Source organism: Plantibacter sp. H53 (assembly GCF_001650455.1).
Taxonomy (GTDB): Bacteria; Actinomycetota; Actinomycetes; order Actinomycetales; family Microbacteriaceae; genus Plantibacter; species Plantibacter flavus_A.
The window spans coordinates 19044-39461 of the sequence record NZ_LWCT01000051.1 but is presented as its reverse complement, the minus strand read 5'-3'; the positions used below and the strand labels follow the sequence as shown (position 1 = coordinate 39461).

General features: G+C 69.7%; 22 protein-coding genes. 7 read left to right on the top strand and 15 right to left on the bottom strand.

The genetic code is table 11. From position 1 onward, the window contains the following. The first annotated feature begins 19 nt into the window (after positions 1–19). The 3 genes from A4X17_RS18260 (at position 20) to A4X17_RS18250 (ending at position 1086) form a co-directional block, all read left to right on the top strand. On the top strand, positions 20–340 hold the full coding sequence (locus tag A4X17_RS18260; protein ID WP_064297077.1) for a hypothetical protein: 321 nt from the start codon (positions 20–22) through the stop codon (positions 338–340). After that, a complete protein-coding gene (locus A4X17_RS18255; protein WP_071261757.1) occupies positions 337–603 on the top strand; it encodes a hypothetical protein in 267 nt (88 codons plus the stop codon). Before A4X17_RS18260 ends, A4X17_RS18255 begins: the two co-directional genes overlap by 4 nt. 180 nt (positions 604–783) lie before the next feature. Then, entirely contained in the window at positions 784–1086 is a 303-nt protein-coding gene (locus A4X17_RS18250; protein WP_064297075.1) for a hypothetical protein, read from the top strand. A gap of 71 nt (positions 1087–1157) precedes the next feature. On the opposite strand, the gene A4X17_RS18245 is transcribed toward A4X17_RS18250, so the two are convergent. The 6 genes from A4X17_RS18245 to A4X17_RS18220 form a co-directional block, all read right to left on the bottom strand. Beyond that, the gene (locus tag A4X17_RS18245) at positions 1158–3470 is read right to left on the bottom strand and encodes a glycoside hydrolase family 3 N-terminal domain-containing protein (protein WP_064297074.1); all 2313 of its coding nucleotides are present in this window, start codon (positions 3468–3470) and stop codon (positions 1158–1160) included. Next, on the bottom strand, positions 3467–4519 hold the full coding sequence (locus A4X17_RS18240) for an ABC transporter permease (RefSeq protein WP_064297073.1): 1053 nt from the start codon (positions 4517–4519) through the stop codon (positions 3467–3469). Before A4X17_RS18240 ends, A4X17_RS18245 begins: the two co-directional genes overlap by 4 nt. A 1-nt stretch (position 4520) precedes the next feature. Further along, positions 4521–5504 carry an ABC transporter permease gene (locus A4X17_RS18235; RefSeq protein WP_064297072.1) on the bottom strand — a complete coding sequence of 328 codons (984 nt, stop codon included), beginning with the start codon at positions 5502–5504 and terminating at the stop codon, positions 4521–4523. Next, entirely contained in the window at positions 5501–6316 is an 816-nt protein-coding gene (locus tag A4X17_RS18230; protein ID WP_064297071.1) for an ABC transporter ATP-binding protein, read from the bottom strand. Before A4X17_RS18230 ends, A4X17_RS18235 begins: the two co-directional genes overlap by 4 nt. Next, positions 6313–7185 carry an ABC transporter ATP-binding protein gene (locus A4X17_RS18225; protein ID WP_064297070.1) on the bottom strand — a complete coding sequence of 291 codons (873 nt, stop codon included), beginning with the start codon at positions 7183–7185 and terminating at the stop codon, positions 6313–6315. The genes A4X17_RS18230 and A4X17_RS18225 overlap by 4 nt, the downstream gene beginning before the upstream one ends. Before the next feature lie 168 nt (positions 7186–7353). Next, complete coding sequence (locus A4X17_RS18220; RefSeq protein WP_064297069.1) at positions 7354–9012, bottom strand: ABC transporter substrate-binding protein; 1659 nt, start codon at positions 9010–9012, stop codon at positions 7354–7356. A gap of 132 nt (positions 9013–9144) precedes the next feature. Between A4X17_RS18220 and A4X17_RS18215 the strand changes: the two genes are divergently transcribed. The 3 genes from A4X17_RS18215 to A4X17_RS18205 all read left to right on the top strand — a co-directional run bounded on the left by A4X17_RS18215 (position 9145) and on the right by A4X17_RS18205 (position 11714). Then, the gene (locus A4X17_RS18215; RefSeq protein WP_064297068.1) at positions 9145–9792 is read left to right on the top strand and encodes a TetR/AcrR family transcriptional regulator; all 648 of its coding nucleotides are present in this window, start codon (positions 9145–9147) and stop codon (positions 9790–9792) included. A 92-nt stretch (positions 9793–9884) separates the two neighbouring features. Continuing rightward, entirely contained in the window at positions 9885–10316 is a 432-nt protein-coding gene (locus A4X17_RS18210; protein ID WP_064297067.1) for a hypothetical protein, read from the top strand. Between the two features lie 126 nt (positions 10317–10442). Next, positions 10443–11714, top strand: coding sequence for an HNH endonuclease signature motif containing protein (locus A4X17_RS18205; protein ID WP_064297066.1), 1272 nt, complete (start codon positions 10443–10445; stop codon positions 11712–11714). A 185-nt stretch (positions 11715–11899) separates the two neighbouring features. Here A4X17_RS18205 and A4X17_RS18200 read toward each other — a convergent pair whose 3' ends face one another. Both A4X17_RS18200 and A4X17_RS18195 read right to left on the bottom strand, forming a co-directional pair. Next, positions 11900–12505 carry a maleylpyruvate isomerase family mycothiol-dependent enzyme gene (locus A4X17_RS18200; RefSeq protein WP_064297065.1) on the bottom strand — a complete coding sequence of 202 codons (606 nt, stop codon included), beginning with the start codon at positions 12503–12505 and terminating at the stop codon, positions 11900–11902. Between the two features lie 20 nt (positions 12506–12525). Beyond that, complete coding sequence (locus A4X17_RS18195; RefSeq protein ID WP_082916297.1) at positions 12526–13098, bottom strand: YdeI family protein; 573 nt, start codon at positions 13096–13098, stop codon at positions 12526–12528. Positions 13099–13183: 85 nt separating this feature from the next. Here A4X17_RS18195 and A4X17_RS18190 point away from each other — a divergent pair, with 85 nt between their 5' ends. Next, positions 13184–14146: a proline dehydrogenase family protein gene (locus A4X17_RS18190; RefSeq protein ID WP_197479118.1), complete on the top strand. Its 963-nt coding sequence runs from the start codon at positions 13184–13186 to the stop codon at positions 14144–14146. Here A4X17_RS18190 and A4X17_RS18185 read toward each other — a convergent pair whose 3' ends face one another. The 7 genes from A4X17_RS18185 to A4X17_RS18155 all read right to left on the bottom strand — a co-directional run bounded on the left by A4X17_RS18185 (position 14147) and on the right by A4X17_RS18155 (position 20304). Next, positions 14147–14686, bottom strand: coding sequence for a flavin reductase family protein (locus tag A4X17_RS18185; RefSeq protein WP_082916284.1), 540 nt, complete (start codon positions 14684–14686; stop codon positions 14147–14149). Positions 14687–14745: 59 nt separating this feature from the next. Beyond that, positions 14746–15168, bottom strand: a complete 423-nt coding sequence (locus A4X17_RS18180; protein ID WP_064297173.1) for an HIT family protein — start codon at positions 15166–15168, stop codon at positions 14746–14748. Positions 15169–15208: 40 nt separating this feature from the next. Further along, the gene (locus A4X17_RS18175) at positions 15209–15715 is read right to left on the bottom strand and encodes a DUF6328 family protein (protein ID WP_064297063.1); all 507 of its coding nucleotides are present in this window, start codon (positions 15713–15715) and stop codon (positions 15209–15211) included. A gap of 70 nt (positions 15716–15785) precedes the next feature. Beyond that, entirely contained in the window at positions 15786–17120 is a 1335-nt protein-coding gene (locus A4X17_RS18170) for an APC family permease (protein ID WP_064297062.1), read from the bottom strand. 81 nt (positions 17121–17201) lie between these two features. Continuing rightward, positions 17202–17786 (bottom strand): SRPBCC family protein, encoded by a 585-nt coding sequence (locus A4X17_RS18165; RefSeq protein ID WP_064297061.1) that lies wholly within the window; start codon positions 17784–17786, stop codon positions 17202–17204. 35 nt (positions 17787–17821) lie between these two features. Then, positions 17822–19300 (bottom strand): NAD(P)/FAD-dependent oxidoreductase, encoded by a 1479-nt coding sequence (locus tag A4X17_RS18160; RefSeq protein ID WP_064297060.1) that lies wholly within the window; start codon positions 19298–19300, stop codon positions 17822–17824. 5 nt (positions 19301–19305) lie between these two features. Then, on the bottom strand, positions 19306–20304 hold the full coding sequence (locus tag A4X17_RS18155) for an SDR family oxidoreductase (RefSeq protein WP_064297059.1): 999 nt from the start codon (positions 20302–20304) through the stop codon (positions 19306–19308). Positions 20305–20418: the final 114 nt, after the last annotated feature.

Below are 20418 nucleotides of genomic sequence, written 5' to 3'. Positions count from 1 at the left end.
GAGGAGAGCACGGCCCGCCATGGGAAAACTGATCTACGGTTCTGAGGTCTCGATCACCTTCGAGGACCGGCTGCTCGCGCACCTGCAGTTCGTGATCGGCGCGAAGCTCCGCCGGAACGAGGCCTTCTACTTCGGGTGGAAGGACGACCCGCGGGCGGGCGACGGGCGCAGCGTCATCTGGATCCACCCCTCGGTGCCGTTGCGCTTCAAGTACTCGGGCAGCGTCCCGATCGACCTCAACCGCGCGTGGATCGACGCGCTGAACGTCACGGCGAACTCCGCCCACGGCCTCTCGGTCATCGCGGAGCCCGCTCCGAGCCGGACAGGACAAGTCGCATGAGCCGCATGGAGATCGTCTACCAGGGACTTCCGTACTCGATCGCCGTCTCCGACCCGGACGAGTTCCGCGCCGAGGTGCTCGAGAGCATCTCGTCCGGGCAGTTCCGATGGCTGCAGGTCGACCGCGGCGAAGGACAGCTGGAGCCCATCAACCTCCTGATCGGCCCCGGTATCGGTATCGCGATGGGCACGCCTGACGGCGATTCCCAGGACACCCCGTCCTCGGCCCTCCCTCAGGGACAGGACCCGGACCTGCTGTCCTGACCGTCTCGCCGAGCGGACACGCATAGCGCAGCAGGCACTCGGAAATCAACAGTTCAGCGTGACGATTTCTCGTTTTCTAGACTTGTTCGGCGGACGTTGAAGTGGGTCTCCAGGCTGGCCGCTCGACACCGGCGCATCTCGCCGTGTCGATCGTCGGAGGTCCGGAGAAGGGTACAGCACATGGGCGCGATCGTTTACGGGACGGGCGAGAACCGGTTCCACCTCGAGGACCGGATGCTGGCTCACGTCAAGACCATCACCCTCATGAAGCTCCGCCGGAACGAGTCGTTCTCGGTGACGCTCCGCGACACCTCGACGGAACGCGGCCGCGTCACGCTCTGGCTGCACCCCTCGATCCCGCTGCAGTTCAGCTTCGAGTCGGATGAGACGTTCGAGATGGACCGCCCGCTGCTGGAGGACCTCATGCACGGCGCCAACGGTGGCGAGGTCACCGTTCGAGCGGACGCCGAAGAACTGGCCTGATCGGCCCCGCGGGTGCCGCACGAAACAGGAGGGACTTCGTGCGGCCCCTGAGGGTCCCGGTGCTCGACGGCTCAGTCGGAGATCGTGAAGCGGACCGCGTGCAGCGCATCGGCCCGTGACGAACCGCCCACCCGCAGCTCGAACTCGCCCGCTTCGACGACCCGCCGTCCCCGCGCGTCGACGATGGAGCAGTCGGCGACGGGCAGTTCGATCGTGACCGTCGCCGTGTCGCCCGGTTCGATCGCGACCTGACGGAACGTCTTCAGCTCCTGGTCTGCCCAGCTCACTGATGTGACGAGGTCGCTGACGTACACCTGCACCGTCTCGAGGACGGAGCGCGAACCGCTGTTGTGGACCTCGACCACGGCGCGCACGGTGTCGTCACGTCCGTAGACGGCCTGATCGAGGCGCGGCTGCCCGTACTCGACGCTCGAGTAGGACAGCCCGTCGCCGAACGCGAACGCAGGCTCCTGGGTGAGGTCGGCGTAGCGGTCGCCGTGCTGGCCGCGGATCTGGTTGTAGTACGTCGGCTGCTGGCCGGCGTGCCGCGCGAAGGAGATCGGCAGGCGACCGGTCGGCTCGATGAGACCGAGCAGGAGTTCCGCGATCGCCCGACCGCCCTGCATGCCGGGACTGGCCGCCCACACGATCGCATCGGCGTGCAGCGCGGACCGCGGCAGCACGAGCGGCTTCGAAGCGAGCAGGACCACGACGAGCGGCTTCCCGGTGGCGGCAAGGGCGTCGAGCAGGGCCACCTGTGCGCCGATGAGCTCGAGCGTCGCGGTGGAGCGACCCTCCCCCACGAGCTCGATGCGGTCGCCCACCACGGCGACGACCACGTCGGCGTCCTCGGCCAGTGCGACGGCTTCCGCGATGAGCGCCTCGTCCGGTCGCGCGGGCGTGACGAGCGGTGGACGCGGCTGGCCGTCGGGGAAGGTCGCCCCCGCGGGATCGGGTGAGAGCGTGAGGATGTCAGCTCCGAACGCGGTCGTGACCGTGCTCCCGGCGGGTGCGACCGCACGCAGGCCGTCGACCACGGTGGTGATCATCTCGCGCGGCTGGCCGTCGGGCAGCCAACCGGCCTGGCCGGAGTTGCCCGCCCAGTCGCCGAGCTGCATCTGCGCGTCGTCCGCGAGCGGACCCACGACGGCGATGCGCTGCGGCCCGGCCTCGGACGTCGCGATCGCCCTGCCTGCCTCGTCGGCCAGGTAGCCGCCGGCGAGCGGCAGCACGCCCTCGTTGCGGAGCAGGACGAGCGAACGCCGCGCGGTCTCGAGGTTGAGCTCGGTGTGCTCCGGCGAGCCGATCACCGCGAGCTGCTCCGCGGCGTCCGGGTGCCGCGGGCGCTCGAACAAGCCGAGCGCGAACTTCAGGGTGAGGATGCGACGGACCGCCCGGTCGAGGTCGGCCTCCTCGAGTAGCCCGCGCTCGAGCGCCTCCAGCGCACCTTCGAAGAAGCCGGGCGTGGTCATCACCATGTCGTTGCCGGCGCGGATCGCGGCAGCCGAGGCGTGCACGTAGTCGGGGCTGACGTGCTGCTCCCACACCATGCGGCCCACGTTGTCCCAGTCGGTGATGAGCGTCCCCTCGTACCCCCACTCACCGCGCAGGACGTCGCCCAGCAGCCACTCGTTGACCGTGATCGGCACCCCGTCGATCGACTGGTAGCCGAGCATGAAGCTGGCGCAGCCCTCGCGGGCGACCCGCTCGAACGGCGGGAGGAACCATGACCGCAGTTTGCGCGGGGAGATGTCGGCCTCGCTCGCGTCGCGGCCACCCTGCGTCTCGGAGTAGCCGGCGAAGTGCTTGGCCGTCGCGAGGATGGCGGTCGGGTCGGACAGTCCGTCGCCCTGGTAGCCGCGCACCATCGCGGAGGCCAGCTCACCGATGAGGAACGGGTCCTCACCGAAGGTCTCGCCGACGCGGCCCCAGCGGAGGTCGCGCGCGATGCAGAGCACCGGCGAGAACGTCCAGTGGACACCCGTCGCGGCGACCTCGACGGCCGTGGCCCTGGCGACCCGTTCGAGCAGACCCGCGTCCCAGCTCGCGGCCATGGCCAGTTGCGTCGGGAAGATCGTCGCGCCGAGGTGGAAGGAGTGACCGTGGATGCAGTCCTCCCCCACGATCAGCGGGATCCGTAGTCGCGTCCGGCCGACGAGTTCATGGGCGACCGCGAGACGCTCCGGTGACGCGTGCAGGATCGAGCCGACGTGGGTCTCGAGCACGTGCGCCTCGATGTCGTCGCGGGCGTCGAGCTGCATCATCTGGCCGACCTTCTCCCGGACGGTCATCCGCTCGACGAGGTCGTCGACACGGGCCGCGATGGGCAGCGTGGCGTCGAGGTAGCGGGCCGCGTCGAGGTGACGGGTGGTGTCGGTCTTCATCGTTCGGTCGCTCCAGCGCGTTCGGTGTGGGTCGTGTCGGTGGTCGTGGACGGGCCGGCCGGCTCGGTGCGGACGGCGGTGACGCTCGCCCCGGGCTTGATGCCGCGCTTGCGGAGGGCCCTGGCGCGCTCGCCAGCCGAGCGGAGCCTCGGGTTCACGTACTCGTCGATCCCGAAGTTGATGAGCGACAATGCGACACCGAGCAGGGCGATGCACACACCGGCGGGCACGTACCACCACCAGAAGTCGGGGAACGCACCGTTCTGCTGCGCCCAGAACAGGATGGTGCCCCAGTTGAGGTTCGTGATGGGGATGACACCGATGAACGCGAGCGTGGTGAGCCCGAGCACTGCAGCGGTGACCGTGCCGACGAAGCTCGAGGCGATGATGGCGGTCAGGTTCGGCAGCATCTCGACGGTGATGATCCGGAAGAGGGACTCCCCGTTCGCCTTCGCCGCCTGGATGAAGTCCCGGTTGCGGAGCGACATCGTCTGCGCGCGCAGCACTCGCCCGCCCCACGCCCACCCGGTGAGCGCCAGGACACCGGCGATGAGGAACAGGCTCGGGTTGTCGTACTGGGACGCCACGATGATCATGAGCGGGAGACCCGGGATGACGAGGAAGACGTTCGTCAGCGCGGACAGCGACTCGCTCGTGAACCCCGAGACGTACCCGGCGGTGACGCCGATGGCGACGGCGATGATCGTCGCGAAGATGCCCGCGAGGAAGCCGACGAGGAGCACGCCGCGGGTGCCGTAGATCAGCTGGCTCAGGACGTCCTCGCCCATGTGCGTGGTGCCGAGCAGGTGCGCGGCGGACGGAGCCTGGCGCAGCGCGGTGAAGTCCTTCTCCAGTGGGCCGTACGGCGCGATGAGGTCGCCGAAGACCGCGACGAGGACGAAGAAGCCGAGGATGCAGAGGCCCGTGATCGACTTGCCGTTCCGGAACATCGCGAACGACGACGCGAACCGTGCGGCGACCGAGCGGCCGGCCGGCGTCGGTTTGGGCGCCTCAGCGGTGGCGAGGGCCTCGGTGGTGGGGATGGTCATGTCAGGACTCCATCTGGCGGGTGCGGGGGTCGAGCACCGCGTAGGCGACGTCGGCCAGGATGTTCGCGACGAGGACGGTGAGGGTGATGACGAGGAAGAGCCCCTGCATGAGCGGGTAGTCCTTCGCCGTCGTGGCGTCGAGCAGGAGCTTGCCGACGCCCGGGTAGGAGAAGACCATCTCCATGACGATCGTGCCGCCGACGATGAAGCCGAGCGACAGGGCGAAGCTCGACAGCTGCGGCAGCATGGCGTTGCGTGCGGCGTAGTCGACGAGCACCCGGCGGGTCGGCAGGCCCTTCGCCTGGGCGACGGTCACGTAGTCCTCGTCGAGGACGGTGACCATCATGTTGCGCATGCCGAGGATCCAGCCGCCGAGCGAGGCGAGCACGATCGTCGCCGCCGGGAGGAAGCCGTGCGCGATCACCTGCCCGATGAAGTCGAGCGAGAACTCGGGCCTCGATCCCTTGCCGTAGGCGTGGGAGGCGGGGAACCAGCCGAGGAGGGTGGAGAACACGGCGATCGCGATGAGGCCCATCCAGAAGTACGGCACCGTCGAGAAGAAGGTGGACAGCGGGACGATGAAGTCCGCCTTGCTGCCGCGTCGCCAGCCGATGAGGGCGCCGATGGAGGTGCCGAGGACGAACGACAGGATCGTCGCGATCCCGACGAGGCCCACGGTCCACGGCAGGGCGGCGGCGATCACGTCGGTGACGGGTGCGAGGCCCTTCGAGAAGGACCGTCCGAGGTCGCCCGAGAACAGCAACCGCCAGTAGTCCAGGTACTGCTCGAGCATCGACTTGTCGGCGTCGAGTCCGAACAGGGTGCGCAGCGAGTCCGCGGCCTCGGGGCTGATGCGGCCCTGGTTCTTCGCGATGTACGCCGAGACGGGGTCGCCCTTGAGCATGCGCGGCAGGAAGAAGTTGATCGTGATCGCAGCCCACGCGGTGAACGCGTAGAAGGCGGCGCGACGGAGGAAGAAGGTCATGGTCGGCTCCCTGCCGATTCGGAGAGCGCGTCGCCCGCGAAGTGGCGGTCGGGGTCGGGTGACGCGTTGCGGAGGGCGAGCGTGTAGGGGTGCTGCGGGCGGAGGATCACGTCGTCGGCCGGGCCTCGCTCGACCACCTCGCCGTGGTGCAGGACCATGATCTCATCGCTGAAGTGCCGCGCGGTCGCGAGGTCGTGCGTGATGTAGAGCACGCCGAGTCGCGACTCGCGCTGCAGCTCGGCCAGGAGGTTGAGGACGCCCAGCCGCATGGAGACGTCGAGCATCGAGACGGGCTCGTCGGCGATGAGGAGGGACGGACGCGACGCGAGTGCGCGGGCGATGGCGACCCGCTGGCGCTGGCCGCCGGACAGTTCGTGGGGCCGGCGGTCGATGGTGCCGGCGGGGTCGAGCTGCACGCGCTCGAGGAGGCGGTGCACCTCGTCCTCGACCTCGGCCTCGGGGACGACGTGGTCGAGGCGCAACGGCCGCTCCAGGTGGTGGCGGATCGTGTGCGACGGGTTCAGCGAGGCGAACGGGTCCTGGAAGACCATGCGGACCTGCTGGCGGTAGCGGCGGAGTGCGCGACCACGACGCGGGATCGCCTTCCCGTCGAGCAGGATGTCGCCGCTCGTCGCCCGTTCCAGCTGGGTGAGGATCTTCGCGATGGTCGACTTGCCGCTGCCGGACTGTCCGACGAGGGCGAGCGTCTGGCCGGACCGCAGGGTGAAGCTGACGTCGTCGAGCGCGAGCATGTGACCGGAGCCACGGACCCGGTACCGCTTCGACACGTGGGAGAACTCGAGAGTGGTCATGCGGTCGCTCCTGCCTGGGTGGCCGACGTGGCGGCGCTAGTCCCGCGGACGAAGTCGCCGCGCTCGCCGGTGAGGCTCGGGAAGGACGCGAGCAGCTTCCGCGTGTACGGGTCCTTCGCCTGTCGGTAGATGCGTTCCGCCGTGTCGATCTCGACGAGCCGACCGGCACGCATGACGGCGATGCGGTCGGAGATCTCGAGGAGCAGCGGGAGGTCGTGGGTGATGAAGATGACCGAGAACCCGAACTCGGTGCGGAGCTCGGAGATCTGCTGGAGGATCTCGCGCTGCACGAGCACGTCGAGCGCGGTGGTCGGCTCGTCCATGATCATCAGCTGCGGCTTCAAGGCGAGCGCCATCGCGATCATGACGCGCTGGCGCATGCCGCCGGAGAGCTCGTGCGGGTAGGACTTCAGGCGGTCGCGTCCGACCCCGACGATGTCGAGCAGCTTGCCCGCCTCCTCGCGGCGTTCGGCTCGCGACATGCCCCGGCGGTGTGTGGTGAAGACGTCGTCGAGCTGGCGCCCGATCGAGGTGACCGGGTTGAGGGCGTTCATCGCGCCCTGGAACACCATGGAGGCCTTGTCCCAGCGGAACGCGCGCATCTCCTCCTCGCCGAGCAGGCCGAGGTCGATGTCCTCGCCGGACTCGTCGTGGAAGACGGCGGTGCCGCCGGTGATGACCGCCGGTGGTTTGAGGAGCCGTTGCAGGCCGTAGGCGAGGGTGGTCTTGCCGCAACCGGACTCGCCGGCGAGGCCGAGGATCTCGCCGCGGCGGAGGGTGAGCGAGACGTCGCGCACGGCTTCGACGGGTGGTTCCACGTCGTAGGTGACGCTGAAGGAGGACACCGTCAGCAGGTCGTCGTTGGTCACTGCATGAGTCCGTTCTGTGCTGATGAGGAGCGGCGCCGGACCGTCAGCAGGTCGTCGTTGGTCACTGCATGAGTCCGTTCTGTTGCTGATCGCGGTGCATGCCGTTGCGCATGCGGGAGGTGACGGGCGGGGCGGATGAGCGCCCCGCCCGTCGGTGTGACGCCGTGCCTACTTCGCGGCCTTGAGCTGCGTGAGGATGTAGACCGCGGTCGGCTGCGTCGGGTCGGCGGGCGCGTAGGGGTCCTCCTCGCTCGGCCATCCGGTGTAGTTCCGCGTGTTGTACGAACCGATGAACGGACGCGTGCCGATGGGCATGGCCGGGACGTCGGAGACGAAGAGCTGCTGCACGGTCTCGAGGGCGGCTGCGCGCGTCGCGTCGTCCGTCGCGTTGGCGTAGGCCGCGAGCGCCGCGGTGGCCTCCGGGCTGTCGTACCGACCGAAGTTGAAGTCGGCCGCCTGGCCCTCGGCGACGAGCCAGCGGCCGTCCATGATGTCGGAGTACAGGTCGTACGGCGTCGCACCGGTGTCGGTCCAGTGCAGGATGGCCTGGAAGTCGCCGTCCGACTTCGCCGCCCACCAGGTGTCCTGGTCGGGGGTGTCGACCGTGGCGGTGACGCCCAGCGTCTTGACCGAGTCGGCGATGAGGCTGATGCCGGTGACGTAGTCGTTCCAGCCCTGCGGCACCGACAGCGTGAAGGTGACGGCCTCGCCGGACGGGTCGGTGAGGACGTCGTCCTCCCAGGTGTAGCCGGCGTCGGTCAGGACCTGCTTCGCGGCCTTCGCGTCGACGGTGTAGTCCTCGCCCTCGAACTCGGAGGCGATGAACGCGTCACCCGCCGGGGTCGGGAGGCCGGTCACCGAGCTGAGCTCGGGGACGCCGCCCTCGCGGGCGATCTGCTGGTGCTGCTCGCGGTCGATGACGAGGTTCACCGCCTGGCGGAACGCGGGGTCGTTGAACGGCTTCGTCTGCGTGTTCACGAACATCGCGTCGACGGCGAGACCGGCGGCCGCCCAGTAGACGTTGTGCTCCTTGTCCTTGTCGAGGTACGCGGACTGCACGTTCGGGATGAAGGCCTGCGCCCAGTCGGCGTCACCGTTCGCGAGCGCGGTGGTGAGAGCCGTGTTGTCGTTGTACGACACGTAGTAGAGCGTCGGCACGGCCGGCTGCTCACCCCAGTAGTCGTCGCGGGCGGAGAGCTCGACGCTCTCGGTGCTGAAGCTCGTGAGCGTGTACGGGCCGGTGCCGACGGGCTCCGGGTTCTCGAAGGTGGCGGGGTCGTCGACGGACTCCCACACGTGCTTCGGGACGATCTGCTTGAGGAGCACCTTGTCCTGCTTCACGAACATGGGGTTCGCGAACGAGAGGGTGACGGTGTCGCCCTCGGTCGCGACCGTGGTGAGGCCGAGGGCCGAGTTGTCGAGTTCGGGGTGGTCGATGAACTGCTGGAAGGTGAACGCGATGTCGTCGGCGCTGAACGCCTCGCCATCGTTCCAGGTGACGCCCTCACGGGCGGTCAGCGCGACGGAGGTGTAGTCGTCGGACCAGGCGATCTCGGATGCGAGCCAGGGCTTCACCTCGGCGCTCGGGTCGACGAGGTTGACGATCGCGAGCGGCTCCAGGATCGCGTTGATGTAGCCGAGCTTCATCGCGGACGAGTCGCCGACGTAGGGGTTGTTGGACTCGGTGGCGATCGAGCCGTCCGGCTTCGCGATCGTCAGGGCGGCGCCGCTCTCGGGGCCGTCGCTCGACCCGCCGCCACCGGTGCATCCGGTGAGCAGCAGGGCTGTGGCCGCGAACGCGGCCAGCAGGGGGGTTCTCAGCTTCATCGCTTTCTCCTCTTGGGTGTGCGCTGCGGCAGTGCGGCGCAAGTCGGGATTCGGTGATAACTTACTGACCATTCAGTAAGTTGGCAAGCGCGGTAGTGTCGGGCGCATCGAGGCCCCCGCGGAACGGACACCATGAGCACGGTGAAACGACAGAACACGGTGAAACGACCGGCCCAGCCACGCCCGGCGACCGTGGCGAGGCGAGCCGAGGTCGTCCGCTCCGCGTTGGACGTCTTCGGCGCCAAGGGGTACGCGAACGGCACGCTCATCGACATCGCCGAGCTCGTCGACATGACGCCGGCGGGCATCCTGCACCACTTCGGGTCGAAGGACCAGCTCCTCCTCGAGGTACTCAGCTACCGCGACGCGACGGACGTGCAGGACCTCGACGACCAGCACATCCCGGGCGGCATCGACCTGTTCAAGCACCTGATCCGCACTGCCGCCGCGAACGCGCAGCGCGCCGGGATCGTGCAGGCGTTCGTCGTCCTGTCGGCGGAGTCGGTGACCGAGGACCACCCGGCCAGGCACTACTTCGACGACCGCTACCGGACGCTGCGTCGGGAGATCGCGGAGGCGTTCGAGGTGGTGTGCGCCGAGCGGGGCGTCGATGCGCCCGAGACGATCCACCGTGCGGCGGCGTCCATCCTCGCGGTCATGGACGGCCTGCAGGTGCAGTGGCTCATCGACCCGGCGGACGTCGATCTCGCCGAGACGAGCGAGTACGCGATCCGGGTCATCGTCGAGTCCGTACTCGGTCCCGGCGCGCTGGACGACTGAGCCGAATCCGCACCCCACGTCCCCACCGCGAGCGCTACCGTGAGACGCGGAGCCGGGCAGGACTCGGAGACGGTGATCGGAAGGACGTCGACATGGCCGAGAAACAATCGAGCACGAAGAGCGGATTCAGCGCCGAGGAACGCGCGGCGATGAAGGAGCGCGCCAAGGAACTGAAGGCGGCTGCGAGTCGCGAGGAGGCCCTGCAGGCCGTCGTCGACGCGATCGCGGACATGGATGACGCCGATCGTGCGATCGCCGAGCCGTTGCACGAGCTGATCATGGGCGGCGACTCCGGCCTCGCAGCCAAGACCTGGTACGGCATGCCCGCCTACGTCGGCGCCGACGGCAAGGCGGTCGTGTTCTTCCAGGCGGCGGCGAAGTTCAAGGCGCGCTACGCGACCATCGGGTTCAACGACTCCGCGACGCTCGACGACGGCGACCTGTGGCCGACCGCGTTCGGTGTCACCGCGTGGAACGACGCCGTCGCGAAGCGTGTCGCGGACCTGCTCGCCCGGGCCGTCTGACCCCGTCCGGTCGCTCATCGAGTGCCCTCCTCCGGTCCCTGAGCCTGTCGAAGGACACCCGAGCAACGTCCACAACCGGTGCGACTCGGCATCTGGAATGTCAGTGGTCCATGATGGACTTGTCCCATGACCGAGACCTCCTCCGCCGCGATCCGCGTCGGCGACGAGTACGCCGCGCAGCTCGCGGAGTTCTCGGACGAGTGGGCGGAGCTCCACCGGCAACAAGCCGTCTTGGACGCACGCAAAGCGCGCCTCCTGGCCCGCTCCGCCGCCTACGCGGACGCCTTCGCCGACTCGGTCGTTCCGGCCGCGTTCCCCCCGGCCGAGCGGCAGGCGATGTCCCGTCGCTCGACGTGTGCGGCCCTCGCGATGGCGACGCGCACGCCCGAGCAAACGGTCCAGCGGGCCACCAATGACGCCGAACGTCTCGTGAACGACGCCCCATCAGTCCTGGCGTCGCTCGAGGCCGGCCGTATCTCGGCGCGGCACGCGCAGACGATCATCGACCAACTCAATGACGTGCCGGCAGCAGGGCGGGCGGTGTTCCTCGCTGAGGTCCTGCCGGTTGCGGAGGAGTCCACCAACGCGAACCTCCGCAGGCGCGCCCGCGTGCTCCGGGAGCGGCTCCACCCCGAGTCCATCACCGCCCGCGCGGTCCGCTCGGAGGCCGACCGCCGCGTCGAGATCGAACCCGCCGCCGACGGCATGGCGTGGGTGCACCTCTTCACCACGGTACCCATCGCCCAGGGCATCATCGAGCGGATCGAGACGGCCGCCGCCGAATCGCGCCAGGCCGGCGACACCCGCATCTGCGCCCAGCTGCAGGCGGACGCACTCGCGGCGCTCGCGCTCACCGGTGTCACGCCGGACGACGTGATGTCGAGCCCGGTGCTCCCGCACCCGATCGAGGTCCAGGAGCACATCAAGCCGACCGTGCAGATCACGGTCCCGGCACTGAGCATGGCCGGTGCCTCTGACGCCCCGGCGATGCTCGACGGGTACGGCCCGATCGACCCCGAGACCGCGGCGCGTATCGCGGTGAACGCTCCGAGCTTCACCCGGATCCTGGTCCAGCCGGAAACCGGTGCGGTCCTTTCCGTCGGCCGGCATCAGTACCGGGTTCCGGCCGACCTCCAACGGGCAGTGCGGTTGCGGGACGGCACCTGTCGGGCACCGGGCTGCGGCAGACGCGCCAGAGCCTGCGACCTCGACCACTCGGTCGCGTGGGAAGACGGAGGCACGACAGATGTCGCGAATCTCGCCTGCCTGTGTCGACATCACCACCGCATGAAGCACCTGCCGGGGTGGAACCTCGACCATCAGCCGGGCGGGGTCCTCGAGTGGACGACACCCGACGGGAAGCAGTATCGGACCGAGCCAGATCCTGCACCGTTCTGACCCCCGCCGGTCCCTGAGCCTGTCGAAGGGTTCCACGTGGGCACTTCGACAAACTCAGTTACCGGAAGAGGGGTGCCCGAACCGTTCCGGTCCCTGAGCCTGTCGAAGGGCAGCCGAGCCGAGTCACATCAGTGCCCGGGAGCAGCCTGCCCGTGCAACTCCGTGCCCCACGCCCTGCCCCGCGCTCACCTTCCGGGCAGAGCCGGCCCGGTCGCTCGCCCTGACACCGCGAGCAGCAGGTCGAGCGCCGATCCCCGGACCTCGTCGCCCTCACCCCAGCTCGTGCCGGCGTCCTCGGCGACGAGCCGGACGCCCTGGGCGAGTTCCTTGCCGCCGCCCATCGAGACACCGGTCCGGAGCTGGTACTCCAACGCCACCATGACCGCTGCTGTCGGGTACCCCGCGCGGATGCCGAGCGGCCGACGGACGTCCTCGCCGTGCACGATGGCCTCGACGAGCCTGGTCGCGAGGTTCGCCGGCGGGGTGCATGTCAGCTCGGTGGCGTCCGTCAGAGCCCGGAGCGTCTCCTGCGGGTCGTTCCTCCGCTCCCGCTCGACCCCGCGCGCGTTGTCGAGGTCGAAGTCGAACCGCGCGGCGACGAGTCGTCGGACGAATCCCAGCCGCGTCGTCTTCGCCGAGTCGACGAGATGGGCCACGACATCATGCACATCCCATCCCGTGCACAGCGACGGCGTCCCCCACTGCTCGTCGTCCAGCACCGACAGATCCGCGACCAGCCGCCGACGCTCCTCGTGGACGACCGGCCAGACGGTTCCTGGTGGAACCCGCATCCCCGCCGATCCACTCACCATCAGCGGTAGTGTTGCTCGCCCCGGGCAGCTTTCTCGACCACGTCGGCGATGCGCGCCGCCCTGATCGCGGGCGTCTTGATGTTGCTCAGGCGGAAGAAGACGCGGAAGCGGTCGGTGCGGCCGAGCGTCGCAAAGTACGCCGCCGCCTCGGGGTTCGCATCGAGCGCCGCCTGGAGATCATCCGGTGCGACGGCGTCCTTCTGCCGGTACGCCACATCCCACCGCCCGTCGGCCTTGGCACGCTCGATCTCCGCGAGCCCGGCAGGACGCATCCGCCCCTCCTCGATGAGACGGGCGACGTGCTCCCGGTTGATCTGCGACCACGGGCTGTTCTTCCGCCGCGGAGTGAACGCCTGCAGCGTGTAGTCGTCGTCGAACCGTTTGCTCTGTCCGTCGATCCATCCGTAGCAGAGGGCGACGTCGAGCGCTTCCGACCAGGTGATCCCCGACGCCTTCGAGGTCTTCTTCCGCAGCTTCAACCGAACGCCCGCGTCGCTCGGCGCACCGGCGAGGTAGGCCTCCCACTCATCGAGCGTGAGGTCCAGGATCGGTTTCTCCTCGAAGCTCGCCACGGGAGCGAGCGTAGCGCGCACGGGCGACGCAGCCCAGACCTCGGTGCCGTCCGAACCGTCACCCAGGACTGGATAGGGTCGAAGCATGCTGATGAACGACGAGACGCTGTCGCGCGCCGCCGACACCCTGCGGGCCTGGGCCCTCGACGAGGACCTCAAAGCGCGAGTCCTCGCCCACCCTGAGGCTGCCGCCGTCGCCAAGCGGGCGGCCCTGCGATACATCGCCGGCGAGGACGCGGCTTCCGCATTGCGGCTCCTCGAAGCGAACACCGACCGTGGGCACCGCTGGAGCATCGAGCTCGTCGGCGAGTCCGTCCGCGACGCACGTGTCGCAGACGAACAGACCGCCGAGTTCGTCGACCTCGCCCGCCTGATCAGCGAATCCGACCAGACCGCGACGATCTCGCTCGACCTCTCCCACATCGGTTCAGTCGTCTCCCCCGAGCTCGGCCTGCGCAACGGCCTGGCGCTCGCGCAGGCGGCACGGGATGCCGACACCTCGCTCATGATCTCCGCCGAGGGCTCCGACCGTACGGACCTCGTGTTGTCGATCTACGAGCAGATCGCCGACGCCTTCCCGGAGACCGGCGTCACCCTGCAGGCGAGACTGCACCGCACCCCCGCGGACCTCGACCGGGTGCTGGATCGGTCCGGGCCGATCCGCGTCGTCAAGGGCGCCTTCCTCGAATCGACCGAGGTCGCTCACCCCCGTGACTCCGCACCGATGACCGCCGCCTACATCAGCATGGTCACGCGACTCGTGGGGTCGGGTCACCGTGTCAACGTCGCCACCCATGACGCGAACCTCGTCGCCGCACTCGAGGGTGCGCTCGGCGACGATCTCCGTCAGCCGCACGTGGAGTTCGAGATGCTCCAGGGACTCGGCACCGAACTCCTCGACGACCTCCGCCGCCGCGGGTTCACGACGCGCGAGTACCTCGTCTACGGACCCGAGTGGTGGCTCTACGTCCTCAACCGGATCGCCGAGCACCCCGAGCGGGTCATCGAGGCGGTCGCCGACATCGGCCCGATCGCGCTCCTCGCCTGATCAGCCGAGCGGGTCGGACTCCAGGCGGTGGAAGTTGCGGTTCTGGTAGACGAGCGCCGGCGCGTCCGTGCCGGGCGGGATGACCTCCAGCACCTCGGCGATGACGAGCATCGAGCTGCCGGCCGGGACCGTCTGCACGATCCGGCAGCGCAGTGCCGCCCGGGCGCTCGGCAGGTAGGGCTCGCCGGTCGCGAGTCGCTCCCAGTGCTGTTCCGGCGTGAAGCGCGGCTCCCCCGTCTTGGCGAACGCCTTCGCGACCTCCAGGTGGTGATCCGCCAGGAGGTGGACGACGACCGTTCCCGCACTGAGCAGTCCGCCCGCGGACCCCGTCGCTCGCGTGACCGAGAAGGACAGCATCGGCGGGTCGACGGCCACCGATGCGACCGATGACGCCGTCAGCCCGACGTCTCCCCGATCGGTCGAGGCACTGATCAGTGCGACGCCGGCCGGGTGGTCACGGAACGCCGTCTTGAACCCGTCGACGGTCGCGGCGCGGGCGAGGGCATCGGGATCAGCGGACGGCGTGGTGGGAATGGTCATGCTTCAACCGTAGAACCTCAATCGGTCTTGAGGTCAACTCAAGGCGCGGCGATCTCCGGCTACTCGAACATCTCCGCCAGGAGCGCGTGTGGGTCGCCGTCGACCCGGTGCTCCGAGCGGCCTTCGGGCCAGAACGTGACCCCGTCGTCATCCCAGCACGGGACGACGTGGAGATGGAGGTGGGGGACGCTCTGCCCGGCATCGGCACCGGACGCGCTCAGCACGACGACGCCGGTCGCCCCGAGCGCCGCCCGCATCGCGCGTCCCACCCGCTGGGCGAGGGCGGTCGTCGCCTGCAGGGCCCGCGGGTCGGCGTCCAGCAGCCCGACGCTGTGCGCTCGCGGCACCACCAGGGTGTGGCCGGGGGCGAGCTCCGACTCGGGCAACGGCCGGAAGGCGACCGCCTCGTCCTCGCGCTCCACCCAGGTGATGTCGTCGGGCTCGTCATCGATGATCCGGCAGAACGTACACGTTTCGGGCATCGTCCCATTCTCGGGGCTCTGGACGGGCACGTCGATCACCTCAGGACACGCGGTCCCGCGCACCCCGGATCACGCGAGGGCCGACGAGCCACACCAGCCCGATGAGGACGACCACCGCGCCGCCCGCCCACAGCCCGACCTCGGGCGATGCGACGAAGTCGAACACGAACAGGACGATCCCCGCGAACAGCAGTGAGGCCGCCCCGAGGCAGACCATGAGGATCCGGCTCGAGAGCCGCACGAGCTGCGGTTTCGCCTGCTGCCGGAACACGAGCCGGTGCATGATGACCGGCGCGAGCGCCAGGAGCGTCACCGTCACGGCCAGGACCACGAGACCGAGGTACAGCACGTGGTCGAATCCACTGAGCTCGGTGAACCGCGCCTGGAACGGCAGCGTCAACAGGAATCCCGCGAGGATCTGCGTGCCCGTCTGCAGGACGCGGAACTCCTGCAGCAGCTCCGACCAGTTGCGATCGGAGCGCTCGTTCAGCGTCTCGTCGCGGCCGTCCCCGGGCAGGGCGTCGGCCGGGTCATTCGCGGCAGGCATCAGCCGACCTCATCATCCGTCATGCCTCGTCCAGATCGCATGGAGGGATGGTACCGCCGTCAGACGCTCCTCACGCCGCTTCCGGCGCCTTCCGCCGACGCACCAGGCGCGTGATCGCGTAGAGCACCACGCCGACCGCGACGATGATGCCGCCACGCAACCAGACCTCGGCGCTCTGCTGCGTGAGGAGGACGAGGCACGACAGGACCGCGAGGACCGGCAGGACCGTCCACGCACGGAAGTGGGCGTGCTCGACGCGCTCGCGTCGCAGGACGAGCACCGCGATGTTCGTGCTGAGGAAGACGATGAGCAGGAGCAGGACCACCGTCTCGGCGAGCGTCGCGATACTGCCGGTGGCCGTGAGCACCATCGCGACACCCGTGGTCACGATGATCGCGACCCACGGTGTACCGCGCTTCGGCAGCACCTTCGTGAAGACGCTCGGCAGCAGGCCCTGTGAGCCCATGCCGTAGGCGAGCCGGCTCGACATGATCATCGTGAGCAGCGCACCGTTCGCGACCGCCACGAGCGCGATGATGCTGAACAACCAGGCGGGGATGCCGACGCCGGTCGCCTGGATCACGGTCAGGAGCGGACCGGTCGATTCGCCGAGCTCGTCGGAGGGTACGGCGATCGAGGCCGCGGTGCCGACGAGGACGTACAGCACACCCGCGGTCGCGAGGGCACCGAAGAGCGCCTTCGGGTAGACCCGCGACGGATCCTTGACCTCTTCGATGACGTTCGCACTCGTCTCGAACCCGACGAAAGAGTAGTAGGCGAGCAGAGCCGCGCCGAAGACGGCGATGACCGGGCTGCCACCCTCCGCGAACTGCGTCGCACGACCGAGGTCGCCCCGGCCTCCGCCGAGCATCATCGCGACCGCCACCACGACGAGGACGAGGCCGGTGGTCTCGATCATCGTCATGACGAGGTTCGCCCGGACGGACTCCTTGATGCCGCGGGCGTTGATGAGCGCGATCACCAGGAGGAACAGCACGGCGCCGACGACCGGTGGCAGGTCGACGAAGGTCGCGAGGTAGTCACCGGCGAAGGCAAGCGCCAGCCCGGACGCACTCACGACACCCGCGGCGAGCATGCAGTATCCGACGAGGAAGGAGACGATCGGCCGCTTGTAGGCGCGCTCGGCGAACACGGCCGAACCACCCGCCTTCGGGTACTTCGTGACGAGCTCCGCGTAGGAGGCCGCGGTGAGCAGCGCCAGCAGCAACGCGACGATCATCGGGACCCAGGTGACCCCGCCGACCTCCCCGGCGATCTGGCCGATGAGGGCGTAGATACCCGCGCCCAGGACGTCTCCGAGGATGAACAGGTAGAGCATCTTGCCGGAGATGTCGCGTTTGAGCGTGGACGGAGGATCAGCCCTGGTGGTGTCGGTCGAGGTCATCCGCGCAACGGTACGGCAGCGGTGAAACCCCGCCCCGTGCTTGCTATCCCGGCGCGGTTGTGCGTCGGCGTCGGATCGACGTCAGTGACGGGCGAGCTTGCGCGCCACCGCGACCACCGGCACGGCGACGACGAGGACCGACGCCACCCGCGCGAACAACGACCGCTTCGGGAACTCGGCGTCCTCGCGGTCTTCTGCCGTCGGTTCGGCCGCCTCCACGAGGTGGGTGCCGCCGGCACCGCCCTCGGCGAGGTGGGCGAGTCGGCGCAGCGTCTCGATGTTGCGGATGTGCAGCCCGATGTCGAGGAGCCAGACCGGGATCAGCGCACCAGGGCCCGTCACGGCGTGCTCGTGCAGGTGGACGACGCACCCGCGCTCGTGCGGTTCCACCTCGATGGCGACACGGGCCTCACCGAGCGGCCACCCCTTCGGCTGGATGACGAACCGGTGCGGAGCATCCCACTGGAGCACGGTGGTCTCGTCGTCCAGCACCGCCGGCCAGACACCGAAGGAGTGGTGCAGCTTCCCGCCCACATGCGGCCACCGGTCACCGACGTCACGCATGCGGGACGCACCGACCACCCACGCTGGGAAGAGCCAACCGTCGGCGAGGACGGCGAAGACGCGGTCGGGCGGGCAGTCGAAGACCTTGGTGGTGTGGGACACGGTGGTGTTCCTTTCGCTGAAAGCGGGGATGGAGGTCAGGAGGGGCGCGCGGTTCGGTCTGGCGCGAGCGACGGCATGCGGTCGCGACCGAACACCGAGCGGAGGGCGCTGCGGGCGGCGTGCCAGCCTGCGAGACCGTGGACGCCCGGGCCCGGTGGGGTCGACGAGGAGCACAGGAAGATCCCCGGCGTCGGCGTCCGCCACGGGTCGTTCGAGAGCACGGGACGCGCGACGAGCTGCGCGAAGGTCGCAGCGCCGGCGGCGATGTCGCCGAGGACGTAGTTCGGGTTGTACCGCGCCATGTCGCGGGCGCTCATCGACGCCGACGTCAGGATCACGTCGCGGAACCCGGGGGCGAAGCGCTCGATCTGCCGGGTGATCGCCTCGGTCTGGTCGAGACCGGACCCGCTCGGCACGTGTGTGTAGGCCCAGAGGACCTGGGCGTCACCGGGAGCGCGACCAGGATCGCCGACGTCGGGCTGCGAGACGAGGACGTAGGGCGACTCGCTGTGCCGCCCGCGGGCGACGTCGCGCTCGGCGGCGGCGATCTCCGGGCGGGTGCCGCCGAGGTGGAGCGTGCCGGCCCGCGCCAGTTCCGGGTTCGTCCACGGGACGGGACCTGAGAGTGCGAAGTCGACCTTGGCCACGCCGTCGCCGTACCGGAATCGGGAGAGACGACGGAGGTACGCGTCGGGCAGACGACTGCCCGCGATCTCGGCGAGCGCCTTCGGGGTCGTGTCGAACAGGACGGCACGCGCGGACGGCAGTTCGTCGATGGAGCGCACCTCGGTTCCGGTGACGATCTCACCGCCGTGGGCCAGCAGGTCGTCCGCGAGCGCGTCGACGATCGCCTGGCTGCCGCCGACGGGGATGGGCCAACCGCGGGCGTGCGCATACGCGCCGAGCGACAGGGCGGCGGCCGAGGTGGACAGGCTCGGCATCGGCCGGATGGAGTGGGCGGCGACACCGCTGAGCATCGCCGGAGCGGTCTCCTCACGGAACCGGAGGTTCCAGGCCGGGCTGCCCTGCTCGAGCGCGCGGAGGCCGAAGCGCGCGACCGTGACCGGGTGGCGCGGCACCTGCAGGAGCTTGCCGCCGGTGAACTGCGAGACGCGGTCGGCGTCGGCGGCGAGCGGTCCCATGAGCGAGCGCCAGGCCCCGCCGTCCCGTCCGAGGGCGTCGGCGGTGCGGTCGATGTCGTGGTAGGCGATCCCGGCCCGGCCACCGTCGAGTGGGTGGGCGTAGGAGATCTCCGGCACGACCAGGTCGATGCGGCGCTCGAGGCCGAAGGACCGGAAGAAGCCCGAGGCGAGCGCCATCGGGTGGACGGCGGAGCAGATGTCGTGGTGGAAGCCGGGCAGCGTCAGCTCGGCGGTCCTGGCACCACCGCCGATCGTGTCGCCTCGCTCCACCACCTGCACGTGCAGGCCGGCTCGTGCGAGGGTCACCGAGGCGGCGAGCCCATTGGGCCCCGCGCCGACGACCACCGCGTCGAACTGCTCGCGCCGCGCCATCGCGCTCAGCGCCGCTTCGCCGCGCCGGCCACGAGGGCGACGCCCGCTGCGAGGGTGCCGGCGGCCGCCGCGTACACCCCGCGACGGTGGCGGATGGCCCAGGTCTGCGGGCTCCACGAGTGGGCCTTGTCGCTGAACACGCCGCGGGCGCCGTGGTCACCGGAGGCCGGCGTGTAGACGTTGTCCGGCAGGCGCGGATCGTGCTTGTCCGGTGCGAGCTGGCCGGAGTACCCGGTCCTGGCGAGGAACCAGTCGAGGAATCCGCCGGCGAAGCGGTCGCCGAGGATCGTGCCGACGGTGGACTCGCCCACCCAGGTGCGTCGCCGCGGGCGGTCGGCGACGTCGGCGATGGCGGTCGCCCCGACCTCGGGCTGGTAGATCGGCGGCACCGGCTGCGGGTGCTCGGGCAGCTGCGACTTCACCCAGCTGAACTGGATGGTGTTGAGCGCCGGCATGTCGACGGTCGAGAGTTTGACGTTGCTGCCGTCGTGGAGGAGCTCGGCGGTGACCGACTCCGTGAACCCGCGGGCACCGAACTTCGACCCGCAGTAGGCGGCCTGCAGCGGGATGCCGCGGTGGGCGAGGGCGGAACCGACCTGGATCACGTGCCCACGGTCGCGCGGGACCATGCGCGCGAGGGCGGCCCTGGTGCCGTTGACGAAGCCGAAGAAGTTGACGGCGACGGCACGCTCGAAGTCGGCCGGCTCGGTCGTGAGGAAGTCCCCGAAGACACCGACCATGGCGCAGTTCACCCACAGCTCGATCGGTCCGAGTTCCGCCTCGACCCGGTCCGCCGCCTGCTCGACGGCCTCCCGGTCGGCCACGTCCGTCGGCACGGCCAGCCCGCGACGTCCGGCCTGCTCGACCTCGGCGACGGTGGCTGCGAGTCCGTCCTCGCCACGGGCCAGGATCGCGACGTCCCAGCCACGGGCGGCCAGTTCGCGGACGGTCGCACGACCGAGCCCTGCGGTTCCGCCGGTGACGACGGCGACCCCGCGGCTCATCGCGCCGACCGATCGGCTGCTGCGGACCGCTGGGCGGAGGGACGCGGAGAGGGTGTCGTCGTCAGAGGCATGACGCCACGTTAGGCGAATCCACCCCGCCGGGGCGGCCCCTTG

Excerpts from the sequence above, each read along its gene's own strand:
- A4X17_RS18260 (WP_064297077.1), top strand. The coding sequence starts at position 20 with ATGGGAAAACTGATCTACGGTTCTGAGGTCTCGATCACCTTCGAGGAC.
- A4X17_RS18255 (WP_071261757.1), top strand. The coding sequence starts at position 337 with ATGAGCCGCATGGAGATCGTCTACCAGGGACTTCCGTACTCGATCGCC.
- A4X17_RS18250 (WP_064297075.1), top strand. The coding sequence starts at position 784 with ATGGGCGCGATCGTTTACGGGACGGGCGAGAACCGGTTCCACCTCGAG.
- A4X17_RS18245 (WP_064297074.1), bottom strand. The coding sequence starts at position 3,470 with ATGAAGACCGACACCACCCGTCACCTCGACGCGGCCCGCTACCTCGAC.
- A4X17_RS18240 (WP_064297073.1), bottom strand. The coding sequence starts at position 4,519 with ATGACCATCCCCACCACCGAGGCCCTCGCCACCGCTGAGGCGCCCAAA.
- A4X17_RS18235 (WP_064297072.1), bottom strand. The coding sequence starts at position 5,504 with ATGACCTTCTTCCTCCGTCGCGCCGCCTTCTACGCGTTCACCGCGTGG.
- A4X17_RS18230 (WP_064297071.1), bottom strand. The coding sequence starts at position 6,316 with ATGACCACTCTCGAGTTCTCCCACGTGTCGAAGCGGTACCGGGTCCGT.
- A4X17_RS18220 (WP_064297069.1), bottom strand. The coding sequence starts at position 9,012 with ATGAAGCTGAGAACCCCCCTGCTGGCCGCGTTCGCGGCCACAGCCCTG.
- A4X17_RS18215 (WP_064297068.1), top strand. The coding sequence starts at position 9,145 with ATGAGCACGGTGAAACGACAGAACACGGTGAAACGACCGGCCCAGCCA.
- A4X17_RS18210 (WP_064297067.1), top strand. The coding sequence starts at position 9,885 with ATGGCCGAGAAACAATCGAGCACGAAGAGCGGATTCAGCGCCGAGGAA.
- A4X17_RS18205 (WP_064297066.1), top strand. The coding sequence starts at position 10,443 with ATGACCGAGACCTCCTCCGCCGCGATCCGCGTCGGCGACGAGTACGCC.
- A4X17_RS18200 (WP_064297065.1), bottom strand. The coding sequence starts at position 12,505 with ATGCGGGTTCCACCAGGAACCGTCTGGCCGGTCGTCCACGAGGAGCGT.
- A4X17_RS18190 (WP_197479118.1), top strand. The coding sequence starts at position 13,184 with ATGCTGATGAACGACGAGACGCTGTCGCGCGCCGCCGACACCCTGCGG.
- A4X17_RS18185 (WP_082916284.1), bottom strand. The coding sequence starts at position 14,686 with ATGACCATTCCCACCACGCCGTCCGCTGATCCCGATGCCCTCGCCCGC.
- A4X17_RS18180 (WP_064297173.1), bottom strand. The coding sequence starts at position 15,168 with ATGCCCGAAACGTGTACGTTCTGCCGGATCATCGATGACGAGCCCGAC.
- A4X17_RS18175 (WP_064297063.1), bottom strand. The coding sequence starts at position 15,715 with ATGCCTGCCGCGAATGACCCGGCCGACGCCCTGCCCGGGGACGGCCGC.
- A4X17_RS18170 (WP_064297062.1), bottom strand. The coding sequence starts at position 17,120 with ATGACCTCGACCGACACCACCAGGGCTGATCCTCCGTCCACGCTCAAA.
- A4X17_RS18160 (WP_064297060.1), bottom strand. The coding sequence starts at position 19,300 with ATGGCGCGGCGCGAGCAGTTCGACGCGGTGGTCGTCGGCGCGGGGCCC.
- A4X17_RS18155 (WP_064297059.1), bottom strand. The coding sequence starts at position 20,304 with ATGAGCCGCGGGGTCGCCGTCGTCACCGGCGGAACCGCAGGGCTCGGT.